We start from the raw sequence: 24,262 nt of genomic DNA on the forward strand, positions 1-24,262 counted from the left end.
AAACTCATGCCCCCTCTCCCTTCACGACCGTCCACATCGTCACCGACATCAGCGACTTCCAGCCACAATAGCGCCCGACCGGGGCCGCGCGCGCCACCTGAATTCGGCTCAGCTCTCCGCCATGGCGGCTGCGAAGATCGACGAGTTTGGCCTCACCTTCGATCGTCACCGCATTGGCGACCAGCCGGCCGCCGGGGGCAAGCGCTGCCCAGCAGGCCTCGAACAATCCCTCACCGCTGATACCGCCGCCGATGAAGATCACATCCGGGGTCTTCAAGCCGGCAAGCACCGCCGGCGCCTCACCTTCGACCACATCGAGGTCGGGCACGCCAAGAATTTCGGCATTGGCGCGGATCATTGCCAGCCGCTCGGGCTTCGCCTCGATCGCGATCGCTTTGGTACCCATGCCAGATCGCATCCATTCAATCGCAATCGAACCGCAGCCGGCGCCGACATCCCAGAGGCGGGCATTCGGAAAGGGCGCAAGCTGGGCGAGCGTTGCCGCGCGGATCTCGCGTTTGGTCAGCTGCCCGTCATGGCGAAAGGCCTCATCAGGCAGGCCCGGTACGGGCGCCAGTAGCGGGCCGTCGGCAGCGCAGTCGATCGCCAGCGTATTGAAATCCGAGATATCAGGGCAGGTCTCGGCCATTTCCACCGCCGTCATCCGGAGGATACGCTCTTGCGTGCCGCCCATATGTTCGAGCACATGCAGAACGGAAGCGCCGAAGCCGCGCTCGGCGAGCAGCACGGCAGCGGCCTGCACGGTGGAGGCGTCTGAGGTCAGCGCCAGGATGCGGGCGCGCGGCATGACGTGTCGGTTGAGGAAAGCGAGCGGACGGCCATGCAGCGAGATCTGCGTTACCGATTGCAGCGGCCAGCCGAGCCGGGCGGCGGCGAGCGAGAAGGCTGACGGGCTCGGAAGCACGAACATTTCCTCGGCGGCCACATAACGCCGGAGTGTCGCGCCAATGCCGAAATGCATGGGGTCACCGGTGGCGAGCACCGTGACCGGCGTGCCGCGCAGTTTCAGGATCTCGGCCAGCGTCTCGCGGAAGCCCGCGCCCCAGGTGAGGACGCGTTTCAGATCCGGCAGGCTCGATCCGTCGATGACCGCATCCAGCCGCTCGCCGATGACGAGCGTTTCCGCCTGCCAGACGATCGCCTGCGCCTCGGGAGTGAGGCTTTCCAGCCCGTTGTCGCCGATGCCGATGATGGTGAGCCAGGGTGTGTGGGACGCGTCAGACATTGGTGCCGAGCCCTCCCGCCAGTGCATTGACGGCGGCCGAGGCCATGGCCGAACCGCCCCGGCGACCGCGCACTGCGATATAGGGAATGCCCCTGGAGTTCGCGATCAATTCGTCCTTGCTTTCGGCGGCACCCACGAAGCCGACGGGAAAACCGAGGATGATCGCCGGCTTCGGCGCGCCGGCGTCGATGCGTTCCAGCAAACGGAATAGCGCCGTCGGCGCGTTGCCGATTGCGACAACTGCGCCGGCGAGATGCTCGTCCCAGAGATCGACCTGTGCGGCCGAGCGGGTGTTGCCGATTTCGTCCGCCTTCGGCCGTACGCGCTCGTCGTTCAGGAGGCAGAGGATCTGGTTTTCGACCGGCAGCAGGCGGCGAATGATGCCGTGGCGAACCATCTCGACATCGACAAGAACCGGGGCACCCTTTTCAAGTGCTGCGGCACCGGCCTCGAAGGCGCCTTCGGACCACCTGATATCATCGGCGAGATCGACCATGCCGCAGGCATGGATGAGGCGGATGACAAGCGGCTGGAAGACCGTGGGGAAACGGTCGAGAGCAGCTTCCTCGCGGATGGTGGCGAAGGACTGGCGGTAGATTTCGGCGGGGTCGCGGATGTAGTCGAGGGGCGACGTCATCGGGGATACCCCCCTCTGTCGCTGCGCGACATCTCCCCCACACGGGGGGAGAGTGGGGTGTGCCGTGTGGCCGCGTCAGTGACAGCCGTTACAGCGCTAGATTGAGCCTGAGACATATTCCTTTTGCCAAGAGCGTCAACGGAGGTCTCGGCGGCCACCGCAGCCTGCTCTCCCCCCTTGTGGGGGAGATGGCCGGCAGGCCAGAGGGGGGTATCCCCACCCGCGATCTCCAGTTCCCGATGCCCGATCCCGAGCACCCAGCCCTCTTCCGCGATCGATATCGCGACCTCCTCGTCTGATAACATTGGCGGTCGATCCAGCAGCGTCGCAAGCCGGCCATCCGCATCGAAGCGGGCAAAGGCCTCGGCGACGGTGCGAACCTGCGCCTGGTCCTTCACCTCGTCCTCAGCGGCCAGCGTAAAGAGCGAGGGGTAGATCTCAGCGAAAACAACGGGCTTGTCGAAAGCCTTGGCGAAACCTGTCTCGAAAGGCCAGACGGCGATGTGCTCGCCATGGCCGCTCTCGTCGAGGAAGCGAGACAGCCTGTTAATGCCGAGCAATGTCTGGCTGCCGACGGAACCATTGTAGGTCAGTTGCCAGACGGATTTCGCCCCCTTGGCGAACTGCTCCGAGCGGCGGAAGGCAAGCGGAGCCTCTGTCGGTGCAGGCGGCTTCTTGTCGGAGAGATCGGCATAGACATGCTGATGTGGCCGTCCCCAGAAGCGCGGCTCGCCGGAAAAATGCTTGGCGTTCCAGCGAGAGGCGAGATCGAAGCGGTTGTTGCGGTTATCCTCGCCATCCTCGATTTCGTCCGCGATCTTGCGCCACAGGTTACGCCAGTGTGGCTCCCCCGTCAGCCGCTCTGCGGTGCCGGCCGGATAGCCGAATGCGAAGTCGAAGCCGCAAAGCAGGCGTTGGCCTTCAGCGACCGCTGCGCTGACCACGGCCTCAAGCCGATGAATGAAGGCGTGGCGGGTCGAAAAATTCTCGATCCACTCGATCGCATGACCATCGCCCTCGCGCCGGGCGAGGCACGCCCAGAGCGAGTTCTTGCCGGTGACCGGTTGCCCGGCCCCGGACCAGTCGACGATCAGGATGCGATCGAAGAGCGGCATTACTTTTTCTTCTGCATCGACTTCGGCCCCAGCGGATGATCCGCATGCGGATAAGGCGCGTGGTGGTGATGGTGATCGTGGCCATGCGCATGGCCATGGTCATGCGCGTGATCATGACCGTGATCGTGACCATGATGATGGTGGCCGTGATCATGGTCATCATGGTGGTGATGGTGCCCATGGTCGTGCGCATGGGCGTGATTATGATCGTGCCCATGATCATGGTCGTGGTGGCCGCAGCCACAGTTCGGTCCATGCTCGTGATGCGCGGCCTTGCCCGAGGACGGGGCGTCCATGACGGCTTGCAGCTCGGCATCCGGCGTCTTGTCCTTCAGCGCCGCATACTTACCGCCGAGGGTAAAGGACGGCGCATAGTCGAAGGCCTCAGCGACCGGGACGGGCTTCAGCGGCGCCGGCTCGGCATGGCTGTGCACCGGCGTCCAGGGCAGACCATGCTCGCGGCAGAAATCGGGGTCGCGGCAGGAGGCATCGCAATCGCCCTTGCAGGGACAGTTTTCCAGGCCGCCGCCGATGCCTTCGACATGGTGGTGGTGGCTTTCCTGCGGCTGGCCGACATCCGCTTCGAAGCCGAGCACCTGTTCGCGATACTTACACATCTGGCAGTTCATCACGGCCGCGCCTTCGAGTATTTCCTTGACGCGATCCTGGAAGGCGTCGAGCACCAGCGGGTGGTCGTTCAAATAGCTCGCCTTGACGAACTGGATCTCCGGATGCCGCGCTGCGACCTCGTCGGTATAGCTGTAGATGCGCTTCACCAAAACGCCAGTGAAGAGGAAATAGGGGAAGACGACGATACGCTTGTAGCCCAGCTTGGCGGCATGGGTCAGGCCCGGTTCGACCAGCGGAAAGGTCACGCCCGAATAGCAGGTTTCGCCCCAGCCGAAGCCCATGCCTTCCCAGAGCATGCGCATGACCTTGGTGGCGTTGGAATTGGCATCCGGATCGGACGAGCCGCGACCGACGACCATCAACAGCGTCTCGTGTTTGTCGACGAAACCGAGAGTTTCGTTCGCCTCGTCGACTGCCGTCTGAATACGGTCGCCGGCGGCACGGATCATCTTCAGGTCAATGCCGAGCTTCGCGGCCGTAATTGATGACGACATCCTTGTGCTGCGCCTGATAGGTGTTGAGCACCGAGGGGATGTCGTTCTTGGCGTGGCCTGCGGCAAACAGCATGCCGGGGACCGCCAGCACGCGGGTCACCCCCTGTTCGCGCAGGCTGTCGAGACCGGCAGAAATCACCGGGTTGCAGAATTCGAGATAGCCATATTCGACCGGCATGTCGGGATTGCGGGCGCGCAGCGCTTCCGCGATCACGGCGAATTCCTTCGCCGCGTTCTGATTGCGGCTGCCGTGGCCGCAGACCATGATTCCGAGTTTTTCCGCCATGATACAAGGCCTCCCTGCTTCGTTTTTCTTTCTGTACGAAGCGCCGGACTTATCGCGCCTTTCGGCACGGTCCATGGCCTTTGGGACAGCTCCGGAATTGGCCCCCGGATTGGGTCGGCCGCACCGGACTATTTCCAGCCTGTCGAACAGGCGCCGTCGCACATTACCACGAGCTTTATCGAAGGCTTACCCAGTGGTCAAACCGGATTGCGGCGCTTTGTGTGACGGAAGCGCCAGTCCACAGAATGTCCCGTGTGCGACCCGCGCGACATGGCGTGCAAGGTTGCGTCGCCGAGGCGATTGGTCCACAACAACGCACCTTCCCTGCCCGCGTGCAAAACCTCACTTGAGTCTCTCTGTGGTCGATCTCGCATTTCAAGCCTTGCTGCTGCTTTTCCTCGCTGCCTTTATCGCCGGCTTCATCGATTCGATTGCGGGCGGTGGCGGGCTGATCACCATCCCCGCCATGCTGATCGCGGGCATTCCGCCGCTGGAAACGCTCGGCACGAACAAGCTGCAGTCGATGTTCGGTGCGGGATCGGCGACCATCGCCTATGCGCGGAAGGGCCACGTGGACCTGAAGAAGCAACTGCCGATGGCAGCCACGGCGGTGATCGGCGGTGGGCTTGGCGCCGTGGTCGCGAGCTTCGTGCCAGCCGCCGTGCTGCGCGCCTTCATGCCCTTTCTGCTAGTCGCGATTGCGCTCTATTTCGCGCTGAAGCCGAACCTCTCCGATGTCGACAGCCACCAGCGCATGACACCCTTCATGTTCGGCCTGACCTTCGTGCCGATGATCGGCTTTTATGACGGCGTCTTCGGCCCGGGCACCGGCTCCTTCTACATGCTCGCCTTCGTCTCACTCGCCGGCTTCGGCATGCTGAAAGCGACAGCGCATACGAAGCTCCTGAATTTCGGCTCGAATGTCGGCGCCTTCCTCGTCTTCGTCGCCGGCGGCGTCGTGCTCTGGAAGATCGGTTTCCTGATGGGCATCGGCCAGTTCCTCGGCGCCCAGACTGGCTCGAGGCTCGCGATGAAAAACGGCGCGCGGCTGATCAAGCCGCTGCTGGTGATCACCTGCGTGGCGCTGGCAATCCGCCTTCTCGCCGACCCGACCAATCCGATCCGGGTTTGGATCGGGGTTTGATCGATCAGTACTCCACCCCGATCTGTGCCTTGATGCCGGAGCGGAACGGATGCTTCACCAGTTCCATCTCCGTCACGAGATCGGCAAGTTCGATCAGCTCATCCTTGGCGTTGCGGCCGGTCAGCACGACATGGGTCATCGGAGGCTTTTCGGTCGCGAGGAATTCCAGCACTTCGGCGAGATCGATGTAGTCGTAACGGATCGCAATATTGACCTCGTCGAGCAGTACCATGGAGTTGGCCGGATCGCGGATCAGCTCCTTTGCCTTTTCCCAGGCCGCTTTCGCCATGGCGATGTCGCGCGCCTTGTCCTGGGTCTCCCAGGTGAAGCCCTCGCCCATGGTGTGGAATTCGCAGAGATCCGAGAAGTGCTTCAGGATCAGGTCGCGCTCGCCGGTCGACATCGCCCCCTTGATGAACTGGACCACGGCGCATTTCTTGCCATGGGCAATGTGGCGGAAGATCATGCCGAAGGCAGCCGAGGACTTGCCCTTGCCCTTGCCGGTATGAACGATGATCAGGCCCTTCTCGCCGGTCTTGGTGGCCATGATCTTGTCGCGGGCGGCCTTCTTCTTGGCCATCTTTTCCGCATGGCGGGCGAGATCGCTCTCGGCGGTTTCGATGTTTGGGTCGTCGCTCATAGCCGCACTTCCTTCAAATCCCTGGAGCCGACAGCGGCCAGCTCCTCAAGTGTAAATTTTGCCGAATTGCTCTTCGGCGTCCACAGGCCGCGCTCGATCGCCTCGATCAGGCGGTCTGCGAGCTCCTTTTGCGCCGGGGCATTCTTCTCGGCCATGAAATCGCGCACGCGCTCATCGAGAATGAAGGCCTGGTAGACGGCCTCGAAATGGTGGTCGCGGACCGCACCCGTCGTCGCTGCGAAGGCGAACATGTAGTCGACGGTGGCGGTGATCTCGAAGGCGCCCTTGTAGCCGTGGCGCATGACGCCCTCGATCCACTTCGGATTGACCACGCGGGCGCGCACGACGCGGCCGATCTCCTCCTCAAGGCTGCGGATGACGGGTTTTTCCGGCCGCGAATGGTCGTTGTGATAGACCTTGGGCCTCACACCCGCGACATGTTCGATCGCCGCCGTCATGCCGCCCTCGAACTGGTAGTAGTCGTCGCTGTCGAGCAGGTCGTGTTCGCGATTGTCCTGGTTCTGCACCACGGCCTGGATCGAGCGCAGGCGTTCCTCGAACAGGCCGCGCTCAGCCTTGCCCTCCTCGCCCGCACCATAGGCGTAGCCACCCCAGACGAGATAACTCTCGGCGAGATCAGCGCGGTCGGTCCAACCCTTCTCGTCGATCAGGGCCTGCAGGCCCGCGCCATAGGCACCGGGCTTGGAGCCGAAGACACGGTAGCGGGCGCGGCGGGCGGCTTGTTTTTCGTCCAGCCCCTCGGCCTTGAGGCTGTCGGTTTCGGCCCTCACCCTCGCTACGATCGGATTATCCCCTTCGTCTTCATCAAGCGCGGCCACGGCCCTTACCGCCTTGTCGAAGAGCGCGATCTGTTCGGGGAAGGCATCGCGGAAGAAGCCGGAGATGCGCAGCGTGACATCGACACGCGGGCGCCCGAGCACGGCTTGCGGGATCACCTCGAAGCCGGTGACGCGGCGTGAGGCCATGTCCCAGAGCGGCTTGACGCCGATCAGCGCGAGGGCCTGGGCGATATCATCGCCGCCGGTGCGCATGTTCGACGTGCCCCAGGCGGTGATGCCGAAGGAGGTAGGCCATTCGCCATGATCCTGCACGTAGCGCTGGATCAAGAGCTCGGCGGATTTCCTGCCGAGTTCGTAAGCCGCCGGTGTCGGCACGGCGCGGCTGTCGACGGAGTAGAAATTGCGGCCCGTCGGCAGCACGTCCGGCCTCCCGCGCGTCGGGGCGCCGGAGGGTCCGGGGGGCACGAAATGACCGGAGAGGCCCTTCAGCAGGCCTTCGATCTCGCCCGCACCGGATCTGACGACGGCAGGTTTCAGGCGGGTTTCGATCTCGGCGAGGACGGCGCGGGTGCGTGGCCAGTGATCTGGGCATCGGATATCACCGCAAACGAGTTTGGCGGCGAGCAGTTCAATGCGTTCAACAGTATCGCCAGCCGTACGCCAGGGGGCATCGATGAGATCGGCAAGGATCGCAGGTTTTGCCCCGGACCAGGGGGCGGACATGATGCAGTCGAGGGGGTCGAATGATTTTGGCGGCGTGCCTGGGATACTCCCCTCTGCCCTACCGGGCATCTCCCCCTCAAGGGGGGAGATGGGGGAGGTTGGCGCTCTGCCTTCCTCCGCGTCTGCGGAGGTGGATGAAAGTGCGGATGCGGATGCGGATGCGGATGCGGAGATCATCGGCAGCTGAGGCGTCTTTGCCAAGACTGCGAAATCCGCCGACATCGGCGTTCTGCCGATCTCCCCCCTTGAGGGGGAGATGGCCGGCAGGCCAGAGGGGGGTAACTCATCCCTCAGCACTTGCGGCTTACCCCCCTCTGTCAGCTTCGCTGACATCTCCCCCACAGGGTGGGAGAACAAACCAAGATCCCCCGCGATTGCCCGCTGCAAACTCGCGTCACCGCCCTCGCCCTGGCCGCGTGGCACACGCGCCAGCGCGACGACGAGATCGGTCAGCAACCGCCCCTCGGGTGCGAGCCCGAAGATGTGCAGCCCGTCGCGGATCTGCATTTCCTTGAGGTCGCAGAGATAGGCGTCTAGCTTTTCCAGCGCCTGATCTTCCGCCTCGTCCTTGGCGATGCCGGCATCTTGGTCGAGGCCGATATCGGCGATCAGCTCCAGGATCTGCTTCTTCAAGAGCACCAAACGGCGCGGATCGCCGCCCGAGGCTTCGTAATACTCGTCGACCAGCGCTTCGAGATCCTTGAGCGGCCCATAGCTTTCGGCCCGCGTCAGCGGAGGCGTCAGGTGGTCGATGATGACGGCGGAGCTGCGGCGTTTGGCCTGCGTGCCCTCGCCGGGGTCGTTGACGATGAAGGGATAGAGATGCGGGAGCGGTCCAAAGACCGCCTCGGGGAAACAGGTCTCCGACAGGGCCAGGGCCTTGCCCGGCAGCCATTCGAGATTGCCGTGTTTGCCCATATGGATGACGGCCTGAGCGCCGAATTCCCGCCTCAGGAAAGCGTAGAAGGCAAGATAGCCATGCGGCGGCACGAGATCGGGGGAATGGTAGGTTTCCTTGGGATCGATATTGTAGCCACGGGCGGGCTGGATGCCGATCATCAGCTTGCCGAAGCGCATCAGCGGCAGCGCGAAGGCGCCGTCGACATGGAAGGGATCGGCTTCCGGAGCACCCCAGCGTGCAGCCGCGCGCTCCTGAACCTCTTTGGGAAGATCCTCGAAGAACTTTATGTAATCGCTAACGGAAATACGTTCGCGAATGACCCGTCCGGCATTGGCCGCATTCGTCGGACCGGCCATCAGCGCTTGCATCAGCGCGTCGCCGTCAGCGGGCAGATCGGCAATGTCATAGCCCGCGTCGCGCATGGCGTGCATGACCTCGACGGTACCGGCTGGCGTGTCCAGTCCGACCCCGTTGCCGAGACGCCCGTCGCGGTTCGGGTAATTGGCCATGATCAACGCCACGCGGCGCTCCGCAGGCTGGGTTGCGCGGAGCTTCGCCCAGTTGGCGGCAAGTTCCGCGACGAAGCGCATGCGGCCGGCATCCGGCTCGTGGCTGACGAGATTGGCCTCGACCCGCTCGTCGAACCGCGCCTTCGATTTAAAGGAAACGGCGCGCGTCAGTAGGCGGCCATCGACTTCCGGCAGGGCGACACTCATTGCCAGATCGCGGGCGCTGAGGCCCTGGCTCGAGCCCTCCCAGGTGGCGCGCGGCGAGGATGAGAAGATCGCCTGCAGGACGACAGCACCCATCTCGTCGAGCACGGTCGAAGGCTTTTCGGCGCCCGGCGTCGAGACGGCAAAGCCTGTCGTGTTGATGACCACCGCCGGCGGGAAGCGGGTGAAGATGGCGCGCAGCGTGTCGACGGAGACCTGATCCTTGAGGCTGGAGACGAAGACCGGCAGAGGAGTGAGGCCCTCGGCCTTCAAGGCTTCCACCATGGCCTCGACGGGTGCCGTTTCGCCACTCTGGACGAGGGCACGGTAAAAGCAGAGAGGGGTTACATTCCCTCTCCCCGCCTGCGGGGAGAGGGTCAGGGTGAGGGGCTGGGCTTGCGCTGAGATTTGCCCCTCATCCGCCCTTTGGGCACCTTCTCCCCGTGAACGGGGAGAAGGGAACGCCAGCCTCTCCCATTCCTCAACCCCGATTACGCCCCTGCTCGGCCACCAAATACCGGCCTTCAACAGCGGACGTGCAGGCTCCGGCCGGTCGGCGCCACTGAGCAAGGCCTCGGCATAGGCGACGAAAGCGGATGCATTCCCCGCCCCACCTTCGGTCAAATAGGTCCAGAGAGCCTGGCGATCGTCATCCCCGCAGGCCTGGAAGGGTGCAAGCCCCTCGTCCGGCTTGTCGTCACCGGGCAGCACGACGATTGCTCCGCCGCTGCGACGGGCGCAAGCATGCAGCGCCTCCAGCGCATAGTGGAAGTAGCTCGCCCCACCCAGCGCCCTGACCACGATCAGCCGCGCATGGCGTGCCGTGCGCTCGATATAGGTATCGACCGACATCGGGTGCTTCAGGGTCATCAGGCTGGCGAGCCGCCAGGGCAGCGCTTCTCCGCCCCTCGCTTCAACGGCTGCGGCAATTGCCGCCAGCTCCGTGTCCGCCGCCGAGAGAAACAGCACGTCCCCCGGCGTCTGGCCAAGATCGATCGCCTCGTCGCCGTCGCTGATCGATCCCTTCTGGGCTAGGAGGAGATGCATGACGGCTCCCGACGAATATTCTTTGACCGGCTGGTGGTCAGAGGTTGGGATACCCCCCTCTGCGCCCTGAGCCCGTCGAAGGGCGGGCATCTCCCCCTCAAGGGGGGAGATCGGAAGCCGGAGATGTCGCGCACCTCCGGAAAGCCTTTAGCTGCAACAGCCCTGGATGTCGGGCCACGAAAAGTCGATGACGTGAGCAAAAACCCTGGCCGCCGGATGTCAGTTTGTCCGGGAACCGCCAAGCGCGCGCCGATCCGATCTCCCCCCTTGAGGGGGAGATGGCCGGCAGGCCAGAGGGGGGTAGCAACGCATGCCATCGCTAAACCGTTTCTCAACCCGCCGCCGCCTGCACGTCCTCGACCACGGCGCCGAAATCCCATTCATGCAGGCCGATCACCACAAGCCGCGTCTCGCGCTTCTCGGCTGATGTCCAGGGACGGTCGAAATAGGTGTCGATGCGGGTGCCGACGGCCTGGATGACGAGGCGCATCGGCTTCCCGGGCACGTCGATGAAGCCCTTCAGGCGCAGGATGTCGTGCTTCTCGATGACCGGCTTCAGGCGGTCGACGAACTCCGCCGGGTCCTTGATCGCGCCGAGCTTCAGGACGAAGCTTTCGAACTCGTCGTGGTCATGATGATGGTCGTGGTCTTCGCCCGAGGCATGGAGTGCCTCGTGCTCCAGCTCGTGATGTGACTTGCGGTTTTCGATGTCGTCTTCGGTGCTGGCGCCGATCCCGAGCAGCACGAGTGAAGGCACTTCGCCATTCTTCGCCTCGATCATCGAAGGCTTGCGGCTGGTGCGGCCTGTGACTTCTGCACGCACCGCGGCGATGCCGGCAGCGTCGAGCAGGTCGGTCTTATTGAGCACGATGAGGTCGGCGCAGGTCAGCTGGTCCTCGAACAGCTCCTCGATCGGGCTTTCGTGGTCGAGATTGTCGTCCTCGGCGCGCTGGGCAGCGACCGCGTCATGATCATCGGCGAAACGACCGGCGGCAACAGCCGCGCTGTCGACCACGGTGACAACGCCATCGACCGTGACGCGGGTGCGGATGTCAGGCCAGTTGAAGGCGGCGACCAGCGGCTGTGGCAGCGCCAGACCCGAGGTCTCGATGACGATATGGTCGGGCTTCACGTCGCGGTCGAGCAGCTTCTGCATGGTCGGCACGAAGTCGTCGGCCACCGTGCAGCAGATGCAGCCATTGGTGAGCTCGATGATGTCGTCCTCGGTGCAATTCTCGGCGCCGCAGCCCTTCAGTACATCGCCATCGACGCCGAGATCACCGAACTCGTTGATAATGAGCGCGATCTTCTTGCCGCCGGCATTCATCAGCATGTTGCGGATGATGGTGGTCTTGCCCGCGCCGAGAAAGCCGGTGATGACGGTGGCGGGGATCTTCTGCTGCAACATGGTTCAACCCTTCATTTTCAGCGGCAATCCGGCCGCAACGAAATAGACGTCTGCCGCTTGAGCGGCGATGGCTTGGTGGAGACGGCCGGCATGGTCGCGGAAGGCGCGGGCCATCTTGTTTTCGGGCACGATGCCGAGGCCGACCTCGTTGGAGACGAAGATGACGGTGGCCTGGAGTTCCCCGAGACTGGCCGCCAGTGCCGCGCCGTCCGCGTCGACATCACTGCCCTCCTCCATCATCAGATTGGTGACCCAGAGCGTCAGGCAATCGACGAGGATGACGCGACCGGGCTGGTCCAGCGCCTTCAGCGCGCCGACGAGATCGACGGGCTCCTCATGGGTCGTCCAGCCATCATCTGCGCGGTCGGCCTTGTGGGTCTCGATGCGGGCACGCATTTCTTCGTCCCAGGCGCGGCCAGTGGCGAGGTAAAACCTGTCAAAGCCGGTATCGCGGGCCAATCCCTCGGCAAAGCGTGACTTGCCCGAGCGGGCGCCACCGAGAACCAGGATGGATCGGGAATGGGATGCGGTCATGGGTTGCCATGACCTTCGACCGCGCGCAGACGGTCTGTGGCGCATGCCTTCAGCATGCACGAAAGATCAAACGATGCCCGGCTCCAAAAAACGGACCGGCACCGTCGGGTCGACAAGGACCCGCGGATGCAAGACGTCGCCACGACAACCTCCGTGCTGGCAACGGGGAAACCTCCCCAGTGTGGGCACCATGCCCGTGGATGGCAGGTCTCCTGGCTCGCAGGTCGTGGTCTTCGAAAGGACCGTCGGGTTCTCCTCGCCTTCCCAGGGTTTGCGACAACACGAAAGAGCGGACGATTCGTAGAGAAAGAGGCGTCCTGCCCCGGCTGATCGTGTTGCCACCCCAGTGGCTTTTCCGCTTTGCCGTTTTCGATCGGCCGGTCGCACCCTGCGACCCGTCACCACCTGAAACGGCAGAGCGGATGGAGAACCCTCGCTGCAATACAGTCGCGGGGTCGGCTGCGTTCCGCGTGCCCGGTTGGGGTCCACGCCTTCGCATTCCCTTTTGCTCTCCGGACAACATCTCTGCCGTCCGGAAACCATCCATCACGAGGATTAGGCCGAGGTCGGGCCCAAGTCAATCACGGCTGCGGCGCACGCATGCGTCATTGCGCCCGGGCATGGCTCAAGGGGTCGCCGGGCAGGTCGGCGTCACGGCGGGGTCACAGTCTGGTCGAAGGCGAATGGTGCCGACGGCTCCCTGTTCGACCGGTGTACCCTTGCCGACATCGGCGGCTCGACGGGCAGGCTGTGGCGGTGCAGCGGGGCTGACGGTCGGCGTTTCCGCAACCGGAGGAGCTGCCATTTCCTGCGGCGGCGGTGCGGGCGTGGGCGGCACGGCAACGACAACAGGCTTTTGTGGCTGAGGCACTGACGGGGTGGTGGCGGCGCGCGCATCAGGAGCCGAAGAAGCCGGCGCGGTCACCGGCGGCGGATCTGAAGCAAGCCGTGTCGACACGGTCCGGGGCGACAGCGACTTGCGGATGCGCGGCGTGGTCAAGGAGAAGGCGAAGCGAATGCGGGCGGCAATCTCTTCCGCAAGGGCGTGGCGGGCCCAGCGCGGGTCGTCGGTCGGGCTGTTGACCCGGAAACTTCCCTTGGCCACCGGCTCGCCGGTTTCGACCGAAACGGCCGTCACGGTGAAGTCAGCCTGGGCGAGACGGCGACGGGCGCCCTCGCCAAAGCCGAGACGATCGATCTTCACGAGCAGAACAACACGCTCGGCGCCCTGCGGAGCCCGGGTCGCAGCGATGGCGGAGGAAACACGACGGTCCACGCTCTCCAGCAGTTCAAGGGGAACCCGCGCATCGGCCATCACCGTGACGTTGCGGACGAAATAGACCAGAGGTCGATCGATGCTGCGTCCCTGGAAAAGCGTACAGGAGCCCAGCAGCATGGTCAGGCTCAAGGCAAAGGCGATGCGAAGGCTCTGCGCAAACATGACGACCCCGGACAGGTGATTCTCGACCTGTCCGACAATTCGCCATGTATGGTTAGTGGATGGTTAACTTTGCGACTGGATCGCGTGGAACAGCGCTGCGGCCGAGGCATATTCACCGTACCTGGCCTCTCGGCGCGCTTCGGCCTCGGCATCGGATCCCCAATGCTCGATCGTCCAGTCCTCATCGAGATGGGCAAGCGTCCAGACCTCATCGAGATCGAAGGCGCCTTCGGCAAATGCGAGTGTCAGCACCGCCGAGCCGGTGAGCGTGGTCACCACGTTCAGGCAGGAAATCCGGAACGGATCGCGATAACGCTCAAGGGCGCGGGCATAGGCAGCGACCGCTTCCTGTGGCTGCTCCTGATGCATCACGCCCTCAACGAGGAAGAAGCGGGTGCCATGCGCCGTGGCAGCCCATGACAAGACGGGATCCCAGCGGGCCGACTGGCGGTCGATCAGTTCCTTCGGGCCGTCGGCGCGGTAGCAGAGCAGATCCGTGCCGGCAAAACGCACGATCTCGGCAAAGACCTCGTCCAGGCTATTGGTCACCGCGTCGATCGCCGTATTGGCGAGCTTGGTGACCGGCATGGTTGCCGGGTCGATGTGTTCGCCCTGCCCGGCCCATTCGGCCACGACGAGTTCGGCTGCCTCGCGGGTCGGCAGCGTCAGCAGGTTCTTGGCAGGGGTCTTGACCGGCTTGCCGTCGAGCGTGATCGAGAAGCCATCCTCGCGCGCCTCGATCCCGACGCTCTCGTAGAAGCGCTTCGGCAGCGGTCGCTTCATCTGGATCTGCGCCCGGCGCACCGGGTCCTCATGACTGGGCTCCGGGATAAAGGTCCCGAAGATGTCCTGGCTGAGTTCGTCGCGCATCAAAGGCTCCTAGTGGATATAGGCCAGAAGGTCGGCGGGGCGTTCGACCACGGCATCGGCACCGGCCTTCCAGAGGTCGTCCGCCTTGGCATAGCCCCAGGACACGCCGATTGCGGTTGCACCGGCGGCCTTGGCCATCTGCATGTCGTAGATGGCATCGCCGATGACGATGGTCTCGCGCGGGGCGATGCCGGCCTCGTCACAGCATTCGGTCACCATGGCCGGATGCGGTTTGGACGGGCACTCGTCGGCCGTGCGGCAGAAGAGGAAATGGGGCTTCAGCCCATGGCCTTCAAGGATCATCTCCAGACCGCGGCGCGACTTGCCGGTGACGGCGCCGAGCCAGATGTCGTCGCGGGCGATCAGGGCGTCCAGGACATCGCGGATGCCATCGAACATGGTTTCGCCGAAACCGGAGTCGCGGCGGACATCGGCAAAGATCGCCTTGTAGTGCGCGGCCATGGCGACTGCCTCGTCGTCGGCATGCGGCTTGCCATCCATGCGGGCGATCGCGATGTCGAGCGTCAGGCCGATGATCGACTTGGTCGTCTCAAGTGCCGGTTCCGGCTTGCCGAAAGCAATGAAGGTGTGGCGCATGACTTCATGGATCAGGCCGGCGCTGTCGACCAGCGTGCCGTCGCAATCGAAGAGAACAAGCTTCATTCGGCGTCCCTGTCCCCATCCGCCTGGTCGAAACCCAGCAGGTTCCAGCTCTGCACCATGTGCGGCGACAGCGGCGCCGTTACCTTGAGGCGTCCGCCATTCGGATGTGGCAGGTCGATATGCCGGGCATGCAGATGCAGCCGCTTCTGGATACCGCCGGGGAAATCCCAGTTGTGGTCGTCGATGAAATATTTGGGATCACCGATGATCGGGTGACCGATATGCAGCGCATGAACGCGCAGCTGGTGGGTACGACCGGTGTATGGCTCCATCTCCAGCCAGGCGAGGTTCTGGGCGGCCGTATCGATGACACGGTAGTAGGAGACGGCGTGGTCCGCCCCCTCCTCGCCATGCTTGCAGACGCGCATCCGGTCGCCTTCGTCGGTCTGGTCCTTGGTGAGCCAGGTCGAGATCTTGTCCTCGTGCTTGCGCGGCACACCCTTCACCAGCGACCAGTAGACCTTCTTGGTATCGCGCTCGCGGAAGGCCGCCGTCAGCTTCTGGGCGGCGCCGCGCGTGCGGGCAACGACAAGAACGCCCGAGGTGTCACGGTCAAGGCGATGCACGAGGCGCGGCTTCTCGCCCTTCCGGCTCGTCCAGGCTTCCAGCATCTTGTCGATATGGCGGGTCAGGCCCGAGCCACCCTGCACGGCAAGGCCGGCGGGCTTGTTCAAGACGAAGACCTTTTCGTCCTCGTGCAGCAGCATGCGCGACAGAAGTTCGTGGTCGTCGCCGTGTTTCAGATCGTGGCTTGCGATCGGGCCGGTCTTCTTGGCGTCGACATCCATGGGCGGAACGCGCACGACCTGGCCGGGCTGAACGCGGGCGTCGGTCTTTACGCGACCGCCGTCGACGCGCACCTGGCCGGAGCGCAGAAGCTTCTGGAGCGCGCCGAAGCCAAGACCCGGATAATGGATCTTGAACCAACGGTCGAGCCGCATGCCGGCCTCGTCGGCCTCCACGGTGATATGTTCGATGCCTGCCATGAGGATACTTTCTACTCGGGTTCTCCACCCACTTATCCCGTGCCTTTAGTAGATTTCGGGCGGAAAGGGAAAGCCGAAATGCGCAGATGCGTTTCAGAACAGGCTGCGTCCGAGGGCAAGTCCACCGAAAGCGGCGGCCAGCGAGAGAACAACGCTCGCAAAGACATAGGCAAAGGCGGTCAAGCCCTCACCGCGTTCGAAGAGCGCCATCGTATCGAGCGAGAAGGACGAAAAGGTGGTGAAACCGCCCAGGAAACCGACGACAAGGAGGAGGCGAAGTTCCAGGGGCGCGGAAAACTTCCGGGCAATCATCTCTGTCAGAAGTCCGATCACAAAAGAACCGACGATGTTGACGGTGATCGTGCCCCAGGGAAAGGCTGGGCCGAGCAGGCGGGTCATGGCAATCCCCGTCAGATAACGCGCCACGGACCCCGCCGCACCGCCGGCGGCAACGAGCAGGATGTTGAACATGGAAACCTCCGGCTTGAACAGCCCTCTCAGCCGTTCAAGCCGGTCCAGGCCGCCGCGTCAACCCTTGGCCGACGCTAGAAACTCCGTCACGAAAGCGGACAGAGCCGTCCAGTCGGTGAATTCGTGATCTCTGGACACATCCGTGGGCGCGTTTTCATGCTCGGCCATACGCCGGATGATCCAGCGTTTGAAGAAATCATATTCGGTATAGCGCAGCGCTCCGGCTGCGTGATGGATCATGCCGGGCTTCCAGCCGCTCTCCTGCAGCAGCGTATCGGGGAAATGCGTCGCCTCCTCCCGCTCCTCCTCGAACTCGCTGCGGATCAGCATGGATACCGAAACGAAGGCGGAGGGAATGCTGTTGAGCCAGGTTGCCTCCTGGCGCACGAAGGCGGCGAAGGCCGCCGGATAGCGCGCCGCGTGGACGGGGGCGCAGAGGATCGCCGCCTCGGGATGGCCAAGCGTATATTCTCCGCCCGACGTGATATCAAAGAGAAGGGCTCTGTGCCCGGCCGCTTCGATTGTCGACGCGACCGCTTCGGCGATCTTGCGCGTCTGACCTTCGATCGTCGCGTAACCCACAAGTACGATCATCTGCCCGTTCCTCCCTTGCTTTGTATTTATCCTGCAAGACAGGGGCGGGCCACGCCTTGATCTGGCGCAAAACAGGGCTTTTTTTCGTTCACGTCCGATCAAATCTAGTTTTATTCAATTTTTCTCATTCGACTTAAAGATGCATAGATACCCGTGGTTTATGCTAATATCGTTACATAGTATCTGGAAACGCCCATGACACAGGTTGTCACAGTCTCTGCCCATACTGCGGCCTACGCAATGGAACCGGTGAAGCCGCCACAGCGCGTATCCCGCGCTACCTATGTGGAGGAACACACGCGTTTGCTCGCCCAGCAGGCGGCGCAAAGCGAAGATCTCCGGCTAAGGGCTATGGTGAACGTCGTCCAGCCCCCGGCGCTCGCCCTTTATTTCCTCACCTCGACGCAACAGCAGTTCGAGCAAGCGACGCTGAAGGAAACAATCGAGGCCTACAAGAACTCAGTCGCCTGAGAAGCTGATCCCGACGGCAAAGAAAAAACCGCGACCGGTGACGGCCGCGGTTTCGTGTTTCATGGACTGACGATCTGGATCAGTTGCCTCGTGCCGGACCGACCGGAAGCACCACGTCCACTGCACCGGCCTTTTCGAAGGTCAACGTGACATTGACGCTTGCACCTTCCTTGAACGGCTCGGCAACCTTGTAGAACATCAGATGCAGACCGCCCGGCTTCAGCTCAACCGTCTGACCGGCAGGGATGGCGATGCCGTCGTTCAGCTGACGCATCTTCATGACGTCGCCTTCCATGGCCATCTCGTGCAGCTGCACCTCACCGGCCTGCGCCGAGGTCGCCGAGACGAGCTTGTCGTCCGCTCCGCCCTTGTTGGCGATGGTAATAAAGCCGCCGCCAACAGGCTGACCGGGCAACATCGCCCTGGTGAAGCCTGCTGTCAGCTCAAGATCGCCGGCCGTAACCGTCTCGAAGCCTCCGGGATTGGTGGCTGCCATATGATCGCCATGGCCGGAATGATCTCCATGGGCACCATGAGCGCCGTGACCGTCGGCTGCGGCCTGCTCGGCGGGGGCACCGTGACCGGCATGCCCGCCGTGTGCCCCATGGCCGCCATGCGCGTCGCCTTCAGCAGCGACAAGCTTGAGGACGGGTGCCGGCCCGTCGAGATCATGCGGATCCTGACCAGGGGCTGCCACCTGGTCCCAGGCCACCTTGGCGTCGGCGCCGCAGAGCTGGACCGTCGGGAAGGCAAGACCTACCGCCGGATCGCCGGCTGCAACCTTACCGTAGACGACAAACGTGTCGTAGAAATTGTCCGGCAGTTCGCCGTTCTTGAAACGGATTTCGATCGGACCGGATTTCACGGCCTTGCCATGGTTGTCATAGCTGTTCTGGTAGTCGCCGGTGATCACTTCCACTTCCCAGCCGGGCTTCGGCATCGGCTTGGCGGAGATGAAGCCTTCCGGCAGCTTGATCTGGACTTCATTGGTCGCCTTGCCGTCGCAGCCATGCGGCACCTGCAGGGTCGCAGCGACGTAGGAGCCGATCTTGGCAGGCTGGTTGGCGAAGGTGGCGTGGGCAAATACTGCGGTCGTCGAAGCGAGCGTGGCGACGGTCGTCGCGAGAATGAGCTTGGTTATCATGGGTGCGTCTCCTTGCCGCGGTCCTTCTTGGCCGTCGGCAGTCTTGTGTCTCTGTTGAAAGCTGAATGCGATCAGGCAGAGAGCGGCGGACCGCGAAGACGCGGATGCTCCAGGAGATGGCCCGAACCATGGACCGATTCGGAGGGATCGATAACACCGAGGCTTTCAAACCGATCGATCAGCCAGGACTGGTCGGGCGGTTCGGGCAGGAGAACGGCACCCGCCAGCCGGCAGGCGTCGCAATCGGCCACCGGCGTGGCGTGCTTTTGCCCCTGATCGGCAATGCAAAGGTCGGCAAAGCTGCCATCCGGCAGCGCATAGGCAGCCGACTGTGTGTCGGCGGCAAGTGCGGCCGGGCTGCGGTGGCCAAAACCGATCGAAAGGAAGACCATGGCGCAGAAGACGCGCAAAATGATCATCGCTGGTCTGGCTTTCGGTTTCATCCTTGCCCTCTTTTCCTCCGATCCTTTATCGCGACGGCGTGATCAAGCCAAGTGGCGAGATGCCGCGCCAGGCGAACAACCGTCGGGATGCTTGCGCTGCCGCAAACACGACGCCTGAGCGACAATTATTTGTTTGGGAGCGACGCGGGCTCTTGCCAAGCCACCCCCCTGCCGGATAATGCCATAACACCTTGTTGGGAGAAGCCGGTTCATTCCGGTGCCGAAGGAGCAACCGCCCCGGAAACTCTCAGGCAAAAGGACCACAAGGCGTCGACTGCACTCTGGAGAGAGGCCCGTTTCCAAAGCGGGCCGAGCCGAAGGGATAACAATCTCAGGCACAAGGACAGAGGGGGCTCATGAACCGGCACAACCGTGCCCTGATGTGAGCGAGCGCGCGAGCGCGAACCCGGAGGCGACGTCTTGGACGATCAGACCCAACTGAAACGCACCCCCCTTTATGATTTCCATGTGTCGCTCGGCGCCAAGATGGTGCCCTTTGCCGGCTACGACATGCCGGTGCAATATCCGGCGGGCGTGCTGAAGGAACATCTGCACACCCGCGCCGCCGCTGGTCTCTTCGACGTTTCCCATATGGGCCAGGTCGAACTCGCCGCCGCCTCCGGCGTTTATGAGGACGCGGCCAAGGCCCTGGAAACGCTCGTCCCCGTCGATATCCTCGGCCTTAAGGACGGTCGCCAGCGCTATGGTTTCTTCACCGACGAGAATGGCGGCATCCTCGACGATCTGATGATTTCGCGGCTGGGCGAACGGCTGCTGGTCGTCGTCAATGCCGGCTGCAAGGATGCCGATATCGCGCATCTCAGGGCGAAGCTTCCTGCTGGCGTTCAGGTTCTCGTGCATGACGACCGGGCGCTGCTCGCCCTCCAGGGCCCCAAGGCTGAAGCCGTGCTTGCGGCGATCAATGCTGATGTCACCGCCATGAAGTTCATGGATGTTCGCGCGCTCGACCTCGGCGACATCCCTGCCCTCGTCTCTCGCACCGGCTATTCTGGCGAAGACGGCTTCGAGATCTCGGTTCCGGCTGACCGCGCCACGGACCTTGCAAAGACGCTACTCGACCAGCCGGACTGTCAGCCAATCGGGCTTGGGGCGCGTGATTCGCTCCGCCTCGAAGCCGGCCTTTGCCTCTACGGCAACGACATCGACACCACGACCTCGCCGGTCGAAGCCTCGATCGAATGGGGCATCCAGAAGGTTCGTCGCTCTGCCGGCGCCCGCGAAGGCGGCTTTCCGGGTGCAAGCCGCATCCTCGGCGAACTGGAGAATGGCGTTTCCCGCCGCCGCGTCGGGTTGAAGCCCGAGGGCAAGGCCCCGGTGCGCCCGCCGGCAAAACTCTTCGCCGACGCAGAAGGCAAAACGGAGATCGGTCACGTCTCCTCGGGCGGCTTCGGTCCGAGCGTCGAAGGCCCTGTTGCCATGGGCTACGTGCCGACCGCCATGGCCGAACCCGGCACCCAGGTTTTTGCGGAGGTACGCGGCAAGTTCTTGGCCCTGACCGTCACCGCCCTCCCTTTCGTTACACCCACTTACAAACGCTAAAAAAATCTCCGGAGAGAACTCATGTTGAAATTTACCGCTGAACACGAATGGCTGAAGATCGAAGGCGATATCGCGACCGTTGGCATCACCACCCATGCCGCCGGCCAGCTCGGCGATCTCGTCTTCGTCGAACTGCCGGAAGAAGGGTCCAGCTTCAAAAAGGACGGCACCGCCGCAACCGTCGAATCGGTCAAGGCAGCCTCCGACGTCTACTGCCCCCTCGATGGCGAAGTGGTCGAAATCAACCAGGCGATCGTCGACGATCCGTCTCTGGTGAACTCCGACCCGGAAGGTGCTGCCTGGTTCTTCAAGCTGAAGCTCGCCAATCCCGCTGACGCCGATGCCCTGCTCGACGAAGCCGCCTATAAGGAGTTGATCGCCTGATGACGACCGAATTCCAGTTCACGGATTACGATCCCTACGACTTCGCCAACCGACGCCATATCGGCCCCTCGCCGGCCGAGATGACGGATATGCTGAAGGTGATCGGCTATCACTCGCTCGACGAGCTGATCGATGCCACCGTCCCCGGGTCGATCCGCCAGAAGGTGCCGCTCACCTGGGGTGCGGCGATGACCGAGCGCGAGGCGCTCGACAAGCTGCGCGAGACGGCCAACAAGAACAAGGTCCTGACCTCGCTGATCGGCCAGGGCTATTACGGTACGATCACGCCGCCGGTCATCCAGCGCAACATCCTGGAAAACCCGGCCTGGTACACGGCCTATACACCCTACCAGCCGGAAATCTCTCAAGGGCGTCTTGAGGCGCTTCTGAACTACCAGACCATGGTGACGGATCTGACCGGTCTCGACGTCGCCAATGCGTCGCTGCTGGACGAGGCAACCGCTGCCGCCGAAGCCATGGCGCTCTGCCAGCGCAGCGCCAAGACCAAGGCCACCGGCTTCTTCGTCGACAAGGACTGCCACCCGCAGACCATCGCCGTCATCCAGACCCGTGCCGAGCCGCTCGGCTGGACGGTCACCGTCGGCGACCCCTTCACCGACCTCGATCCGACGGAAGTCTTTGGCGCGATCTTCCAGTATCCGGGTACGCATGGCCATGTGCGCGACTTCTCCGGCCTGATCGCCCGCCTGCACCAGACCGGCGCACTCGCTGCCGTCGCTGCCGACATTCTCGCACTGCTGCTCCTGAAATCACCAGGCGAAATGGGCGCAGACATCGCCATCGGTTCGACCCAGCGCTTCGGCGTTCCCATGGGTTATGGCGGCCCGCATGCCGCCTATATGGCGGTCAAGGATGCGATCAAGCGCTCCATGCCCGGTCGCCTTGTCGGCGTCTCCGTCGATGCGCGCGGCAACCGCGCCTATCGCCTGAGCCTCCAGACCCGCGAACAGCATATCCGCCGCGAAAAGGCGACGTCGAACATCTGCACCGCGCAGGTTCTGCTCGCCGTCATGGCCTCGATGTATGCCGTCTTCCATGGACCGAAGGGCCTGAAGGCGATTGCCCAGCAGGTGCATCAAAAGACGGTCATCCTGGCCAAGGGGCTGGAAAAGCTCGGCTACAAGGTCGAGCCGGAAACCTTCTTCGACACGATCACTGTCGAGGTTGGCCACATGCAGGGCCTCGTGATGCGGGCGGCCGTTGCGGAAGGCGTGAACCTGCGCAAGGTCGGCGAGACAAAGGTCGGCATCGCGCTCGACGAGCGCACCCGCCCCGCCGTGCTTGAAGCCGTCTGGCGCGCCTTTGGCGGCAATTTCAAGGTCGAGGATTTCTCGGCCGACTACCGCCTGCCGACGGATCTGCTGCGCACCAGCGAGTATCTGACGCATCCGATCTTCCACATGAACCGCGCGGAAAGCGAGATGACCCGCTACATCCGCCGGCTTTCCGACCGCGACCTCGCGCTCGACCGGGCGATGATCCCGCTCGGTTCCTGCACGATGAAGCTGAACGCGACAGCGGAGATGCTGCCGATCACCTGGCCGGAATTCTCCGACATCCATCCCTTCGTCCCGGCCGATCAGGCGCTGGGTTACAAGGAGATGATCGACGATCTCTCGGAAAAGCTCTGCGCGGTCACCGGCTATGACGCGATCTCGATGCAGCCGAATTCGGGTGCCCAGGGCGAATATGCTGGTCTTCTCACGATCCGCGCCTATCACCTGTCGCGGGGCGACACGCATCGCACCGTCTGCCTGATCCCGACGTCTGCGCACGGCACCAACCCGGCATCCGCCCAGATGGTCGGCATGACTGTCGTGCCGGTCAAGTCGAAGGACAATGGCGACGTCGATCTCGACGACTTCCGCGCCAAGGCCGAAGAACATGCGGCCAATCTCTCGTGCTGCATGATCACCTATCCCTCGACGCATGGCGTGTTCGAGGAAACGGTGCGCGAGATCTGCGAGATCACGCATCAGCATGGTGGCCAGGTCTATCTCGACGGGGCCAACATGAATGCCATGGTCGGCGTCTCCCGTCCCGGCGACATCGGCTCTGACGTTTCCCACCTCAACCTGCACAAGACCTTCTGCATTCCGCATGGCGGCGGCGGTCCGGGCATGGGACCGATCGGGGTCAAGGCGCATCTCGCGCCCTTTCTGCCGGGCCATGTCGTCACCGATGGTCGTCCGGGTGCTGTCTCGGCCGGCCCCTATGGTTCGCCATCGATCCTGCCGATCAGCTGGTCTTACTGCCTGATGATGGGTGGAGAAGGTCTGACCCAGGCGACCAAGGTCGCGATCCTCAACGCCAACTATATCGCGGCACGGCTCAAAGGTGCCTATGACGTGCTCTATACGTCGGCCTCGGGTCGCGTGGCGCATGAATGCATCATCGACACCCGTCCGCTGCAGGCCTCTGCCGGCGTCACCGTCGACGATGTGGCGAAACGCCTGATCGACTGCGGCTTCCATGCGCCCACCATGAGCTGGCCGGTGGCGGGTACGCTGATGATCGAGCCGACGGAATCGGAGACCAAGGCCGAAATCGACCGTTTCTGCGAGGCGATGCTGGCGATCCGCGAGGAAGCCCGCGATATCGAGGAAGGCCGGATGGACAAGGCCAACAATCCGCTAAAGAACGCACCGCATACGGTGGAGGACCTCGTGGGCAAATGGGATCGCCCCTATAGCCGCGAACAGGCCTGCTACCCGCCGGGCGCCTTCCGCGTGGACAAGTACTGGTCCTCGGTCAACCGCGTCGACAATGTCTATGGCGACCGGAACCTCGTGTGCACTTGCCCGCCGATGGAGGCCTATGCGGAAGCGGCCGAATAACGGTTTGCCGCATTGAACGACTGGGAGGCGTCGCCTGAAAGCGGCGCCTCTTTTCTTTG

Annotated in this window: 20 protein-coding genes, 1 pseudogene and 2 riboswitches; of the genes and pseudogenes, 5 read left to right on the forward strand and 16 right to left on the reverse strand. The window is 63.3% G+C overall.

Annotated features, from left to right (window positions below):
• Window positions 1–4: 4 nt before the first annotated feature.
• The 4 genes and pseudogenes from cbiE to AC1PUL_RS08560 all read right to left on the reverse strand — a co-directional run bounded on the left by cbiE (window position 5) and on the right by AC1PUL_RS08560 (window position 4,408).
• Window positions 5–1,246 (reverse strand): precorrin-6y C5,15-methyltransferase (decarboxylating) subunit CbiE, encoded by a 1,242-nt coding sequence (gene cbiE, locus AC1PUL_RS08545; protein WP_480467834.1) that lies wholly within the window; start codon window positions 1,244–1,246, stop codon window positions 5–7.
• Window positions 1,239–1,883, reverse strand: a complete 645-nt coding sequence (locus AC1PUL_RS08550; RefSeq protein WP_480467836.1) for a precorrin-8X methylmutase — start codon at window positions 1,881–1,883, stop codon at window positions 1,239–1,241. The genes cbiE and AC1PUL_RS08550 overlap by 8 nt, the downstream gene beginning before the upstream one ends.
• The gene (locus AC1PUL_RS08555) at window positions 1,880–2,998 is read right to left on the reverse strand and encodes a hypothetical protein (RefSeq protein ID WP_480467837.1); all 1,119 of its coding nucleotides are present in this window, start codon (window positions 2,996–2,998) and stop codon (window positions 1,880–1,882) included. The genes AC1PUL_RS08550 and AC1PUL_RS08555 overlap by 4 nt, the downstream gene beginning before the upstream one ends.
• Window positions 2,998–4,408: pseudogene (locus AC1PUL_RS08560) on the reverse strand (sirohydrochlorin chelatase). Before AC1PUL_RS08560 ends, AC1PUL_RS08555 begins: the two are co-directional and overlap by 1 nt.
• A gap of 358 nt (window positions 4,409–4,766) precedes the next feature.
• Here AC1PUL_RS08560 and AC1PUL_RS08565 point away from each other — a divergent pair.
• Window positions 4,767–5,552 (forward strand): TSUP family transporter, encoded by a 786-nt coding sequence (locus tag AC1PUL_RS08565; protein WP_480468539.1) that lies wholly within the window; start codon window positions 4,767–4,769, stop codon window positions 5,550–5,552.
• A 4-nt stretch (window positions 5,553–5,556) separates the two neighbouring features.
• Here the strand turns inward: AC1PUL_RS08565 and cobO are convergent, their stop codons facing one another.
• The 10 genes from cobO to AC1PUL_RS08615 all read right to left on the reverse strand — a co-directional run bounded on the left by cobO (window position 5,557) and on the right by AC1PUL_RS08615 (window position 17,343).
• Window positions 5,557–6,192 carry a cob(I)yrinic acid a,c-diamide adenosyltransferase gene (gene cobO, locus AC1PUL_RS08570; RefSeq protein ID WP_480467838.1) on the reverse strand — a complete coding sequence of 212 codons (636 nt, stop codon included), beginning with the start codon at window positions 6,190–6,192 and terminating at the stop codon, window positions 5,557–5,559.
• A complete protein-coding gene (cobN, locus tag AC1PUL_RS08575) occupies window positions 6,189–10,376 on the reverse strand; it encodes a cobaltochelatase subunit CobN (protein ID WP_480467840.1) in 4,188 nt (1,395 codons plus the stop codon). The genes cobO and cobN overlap by 4 nt, the downstream gene beginning before the upstream one ends.
• A gap of 331 nt (window positions 10,377–10,707) precedes the next feature.
• Window positions 10,708–11,784: a cobalamin biosynthesis protein CobW gene (gene cobW, locus AC1PUL_RS08580; RefSeq protein ID WP_480467841.1), complete on the reverse strand. Its 1,077-nt coding sequence runs from the start codon at window positions 11,782–11,784 to the stop codon at window positions 10,708–10,710.
• A 3-nt stretch (window positions 11,785–11,787) separates the two neighbouring features.
• A complete protein-coding gene (cobU, locus tag AC1PUL_RS08585; RefSeq protein ID WP_480467842.1) occupies window positions 11,788–12,318 on the reverse strand; it encodes a bifunctional adenosylcobinamide kinase/adenosylcobinamide-phosphate guanylyltransferase in 531 nt (176 codons plus the stop codon).
• 185 nt (window positions 12,319–12,503) lie between these two features.
• Window positions 12,504–12,877: riboswitch (cobalamin riboswitch) on the reverse strand.
• Between the two features lie 66 nt (window positions 12,878–12,943).
• On the reverse strand, window positions 12,944–13,759 hold the full coding sequence (locus AC1PUL_RS08590) for a hypothetical protein (RefSeq protein ID WP_480467844.1): 816 nt from the start codon (window positions 13,757–13,759) through the stop codon (window positions 12,944–12,946).
• 63 nt (window positions 13,760–13,822) lie between these two features.
• Window positions 13,823–14,629 carry an ATP12 family chaperone protein gene (locus AC1PUL_RS08595; RefSeq protein WP_480467845.1) on the reverse strand — a complete coding sequence of 269 codons (807 nt, stop codon included), beginning with the start codon at window positions 14,627–14,629 and terminating at the stop codon, window positions 13,823–13,825.
• Window positions 14,630–14,638: 9 nt separating this feature from the next.
• Window positions 14,639–15,292, reverse strand: a complete 654-nt coding sequence (locus tag AC1PUL_RS08600) for an HAD-IA family hydrolase (RefSeq protein ID WP_480467847.1) — start codon at window positions 15,290–15,292, stop codon at window positions 14,639–14,641.
• A complete protein-coding gene (locus AC1PUL_RS08605) occupies window positions 15,289–16,278 on the reverse strand; it encodes an RluA family pseudouridine synthase (RefSeq protein WP_480467849.1) in 990 nt (329 codons plus the stop codon). Before AC1PUL_RS08605 ends, AC1PUL_RS08600 begins: the two co-directional genes overlap by 4 nt.
• 93 nt (window positions 16,279–16,371) lie before the next feature.
• A complete protein-coding gene (gene crcB / locus AC1PUL_RS08610) occupies window positions 16,372–16,749 on the reverse strand; it encodes a fluoride efflux transporter CrcB (protein ID WP_480467850.1) in 378 nt (125 codons plus the stop codon).
• A gap of 57 nt (window positions 16,750–16,806) precedes the next feature.
• Window positions 16,807–17,343 carry a flavodoxin domain-containing protein gene (locus AC1PUL_RS08615; protein ID WP_480467852.1) on the reverse strand — a complete coding sequence of 179 codons (537 nt, stop codon included), beginning with the start codon at window positions 17,341–17,343 and terminating at the stop codon, window positions 16,807–16,809.
• Between the two features lie 195 nt (window positions 17,344–17,538).
• Here AC1PUL_RS08615 and AC1PUL_RS08620 point away from each other — a divergent pair, with 195 nt between their 5' ends.
• Window positions 17,539–17,814: a hypothetical protein gene (locus AC1PUL_RS08620; protein WP_480467855.1), complete on the forward strand. Its 276-nt coding sequence runs from the start codon at window positions 17,539–17,541 to the stop codon at window positions 17,812–17,814.
• Between the two features lie 79 nt (window positions 17,815–17,893).
• Here the strand turns inward: AC1PUL_RS08620 and AC1PUL_RS08625 are convergent, their stop codons facing one another.
• Window positions 17,894–18,958, reverse strand: coding sequence for a copper chaperone PCu(A)C domain-containing protein (locus AC1PUL_RS08625; RefSeq protein ID WP_480467857.1), 1,065 nt, complete (start codon window positions 18,956–18,958; stop codon window positions 17,894–17,896).
• 71 nt (window positions 18,959–19,029) lie between these two features.
• Window positions 19,030–19,401 (reverse strand): hypothetical protein, encoded by a 372-nt coding sequence (locus AC1PUL_RS08630; RefSeq protein ID WP_480467859.1) that lies wholly within the window; start codon window positions 19,399–19,401, stop codon window positions 19,030–19,032.
• Window positions 19,402–19,585: 184 nt separating this feature from the next.
• Window positions 19,586–19,674: riboswitch (glycine riboswitch) on the forward strand.
• 147 nt (window positions 19,675–19,821) lie between these two features.
• Here AC1PUL_RS08630 and gcvT point away from each other — a divergent pair.
• From gcvT to gcvP, 3 genes are read left to right on the forward strand one after another with little or no spacing between them, the layout of a single operon-like run.
• Window positions 19,822–20,961: a glycine cleavage system aminomethyltransferase GcvT gene (gcvT, locus tag AC1PUL_RS08635; RefSeq protein ID WP_480467860.1), complete on the forward strand. Its 1,140-nt coding sequence runs from the start codon at window positions 19,822–19,824 to the stop codon at window positions 20,959–20,961.
• Window positions 20,962–20,982: 21 nt separating this feature from the next.
• Window positions 20,983–21,345: a glycine cleavage system protein GcvH gene (gcvH, locus tag AC1PUL_RS08640; RefSeq protein WP_480467862.1), complete on the forward strand. Its 363-nt coding sequence runs from the start codon at window positions 20,983–20,985 to the stop codon at window positions 21,343–21,345.
• Window positions 21,345–24,203 carry an aminomethyl-transferring glycine dehydrogenase gene (gene gcvP / locus AC1PUL_RS08645; protein ID WP_480467865.1) on the forward strand — a complete coding sequence of 953 codons (2,859 nt, stop codon included), beginning with the start codon at window positions 21,345–21,347 and terminating at the stop codon, window positions 24,201–24,203. The genes gcvH and gcvP overlap by 1 nt, the downstream gene beginning before the upstream one ends.
• The last annotated feature ends 59 nt before the right edge of the window (window positions 24,204–24,262 follow it).

The organism is Rhizobium sp. P43, from assembly GCF_056730705.1.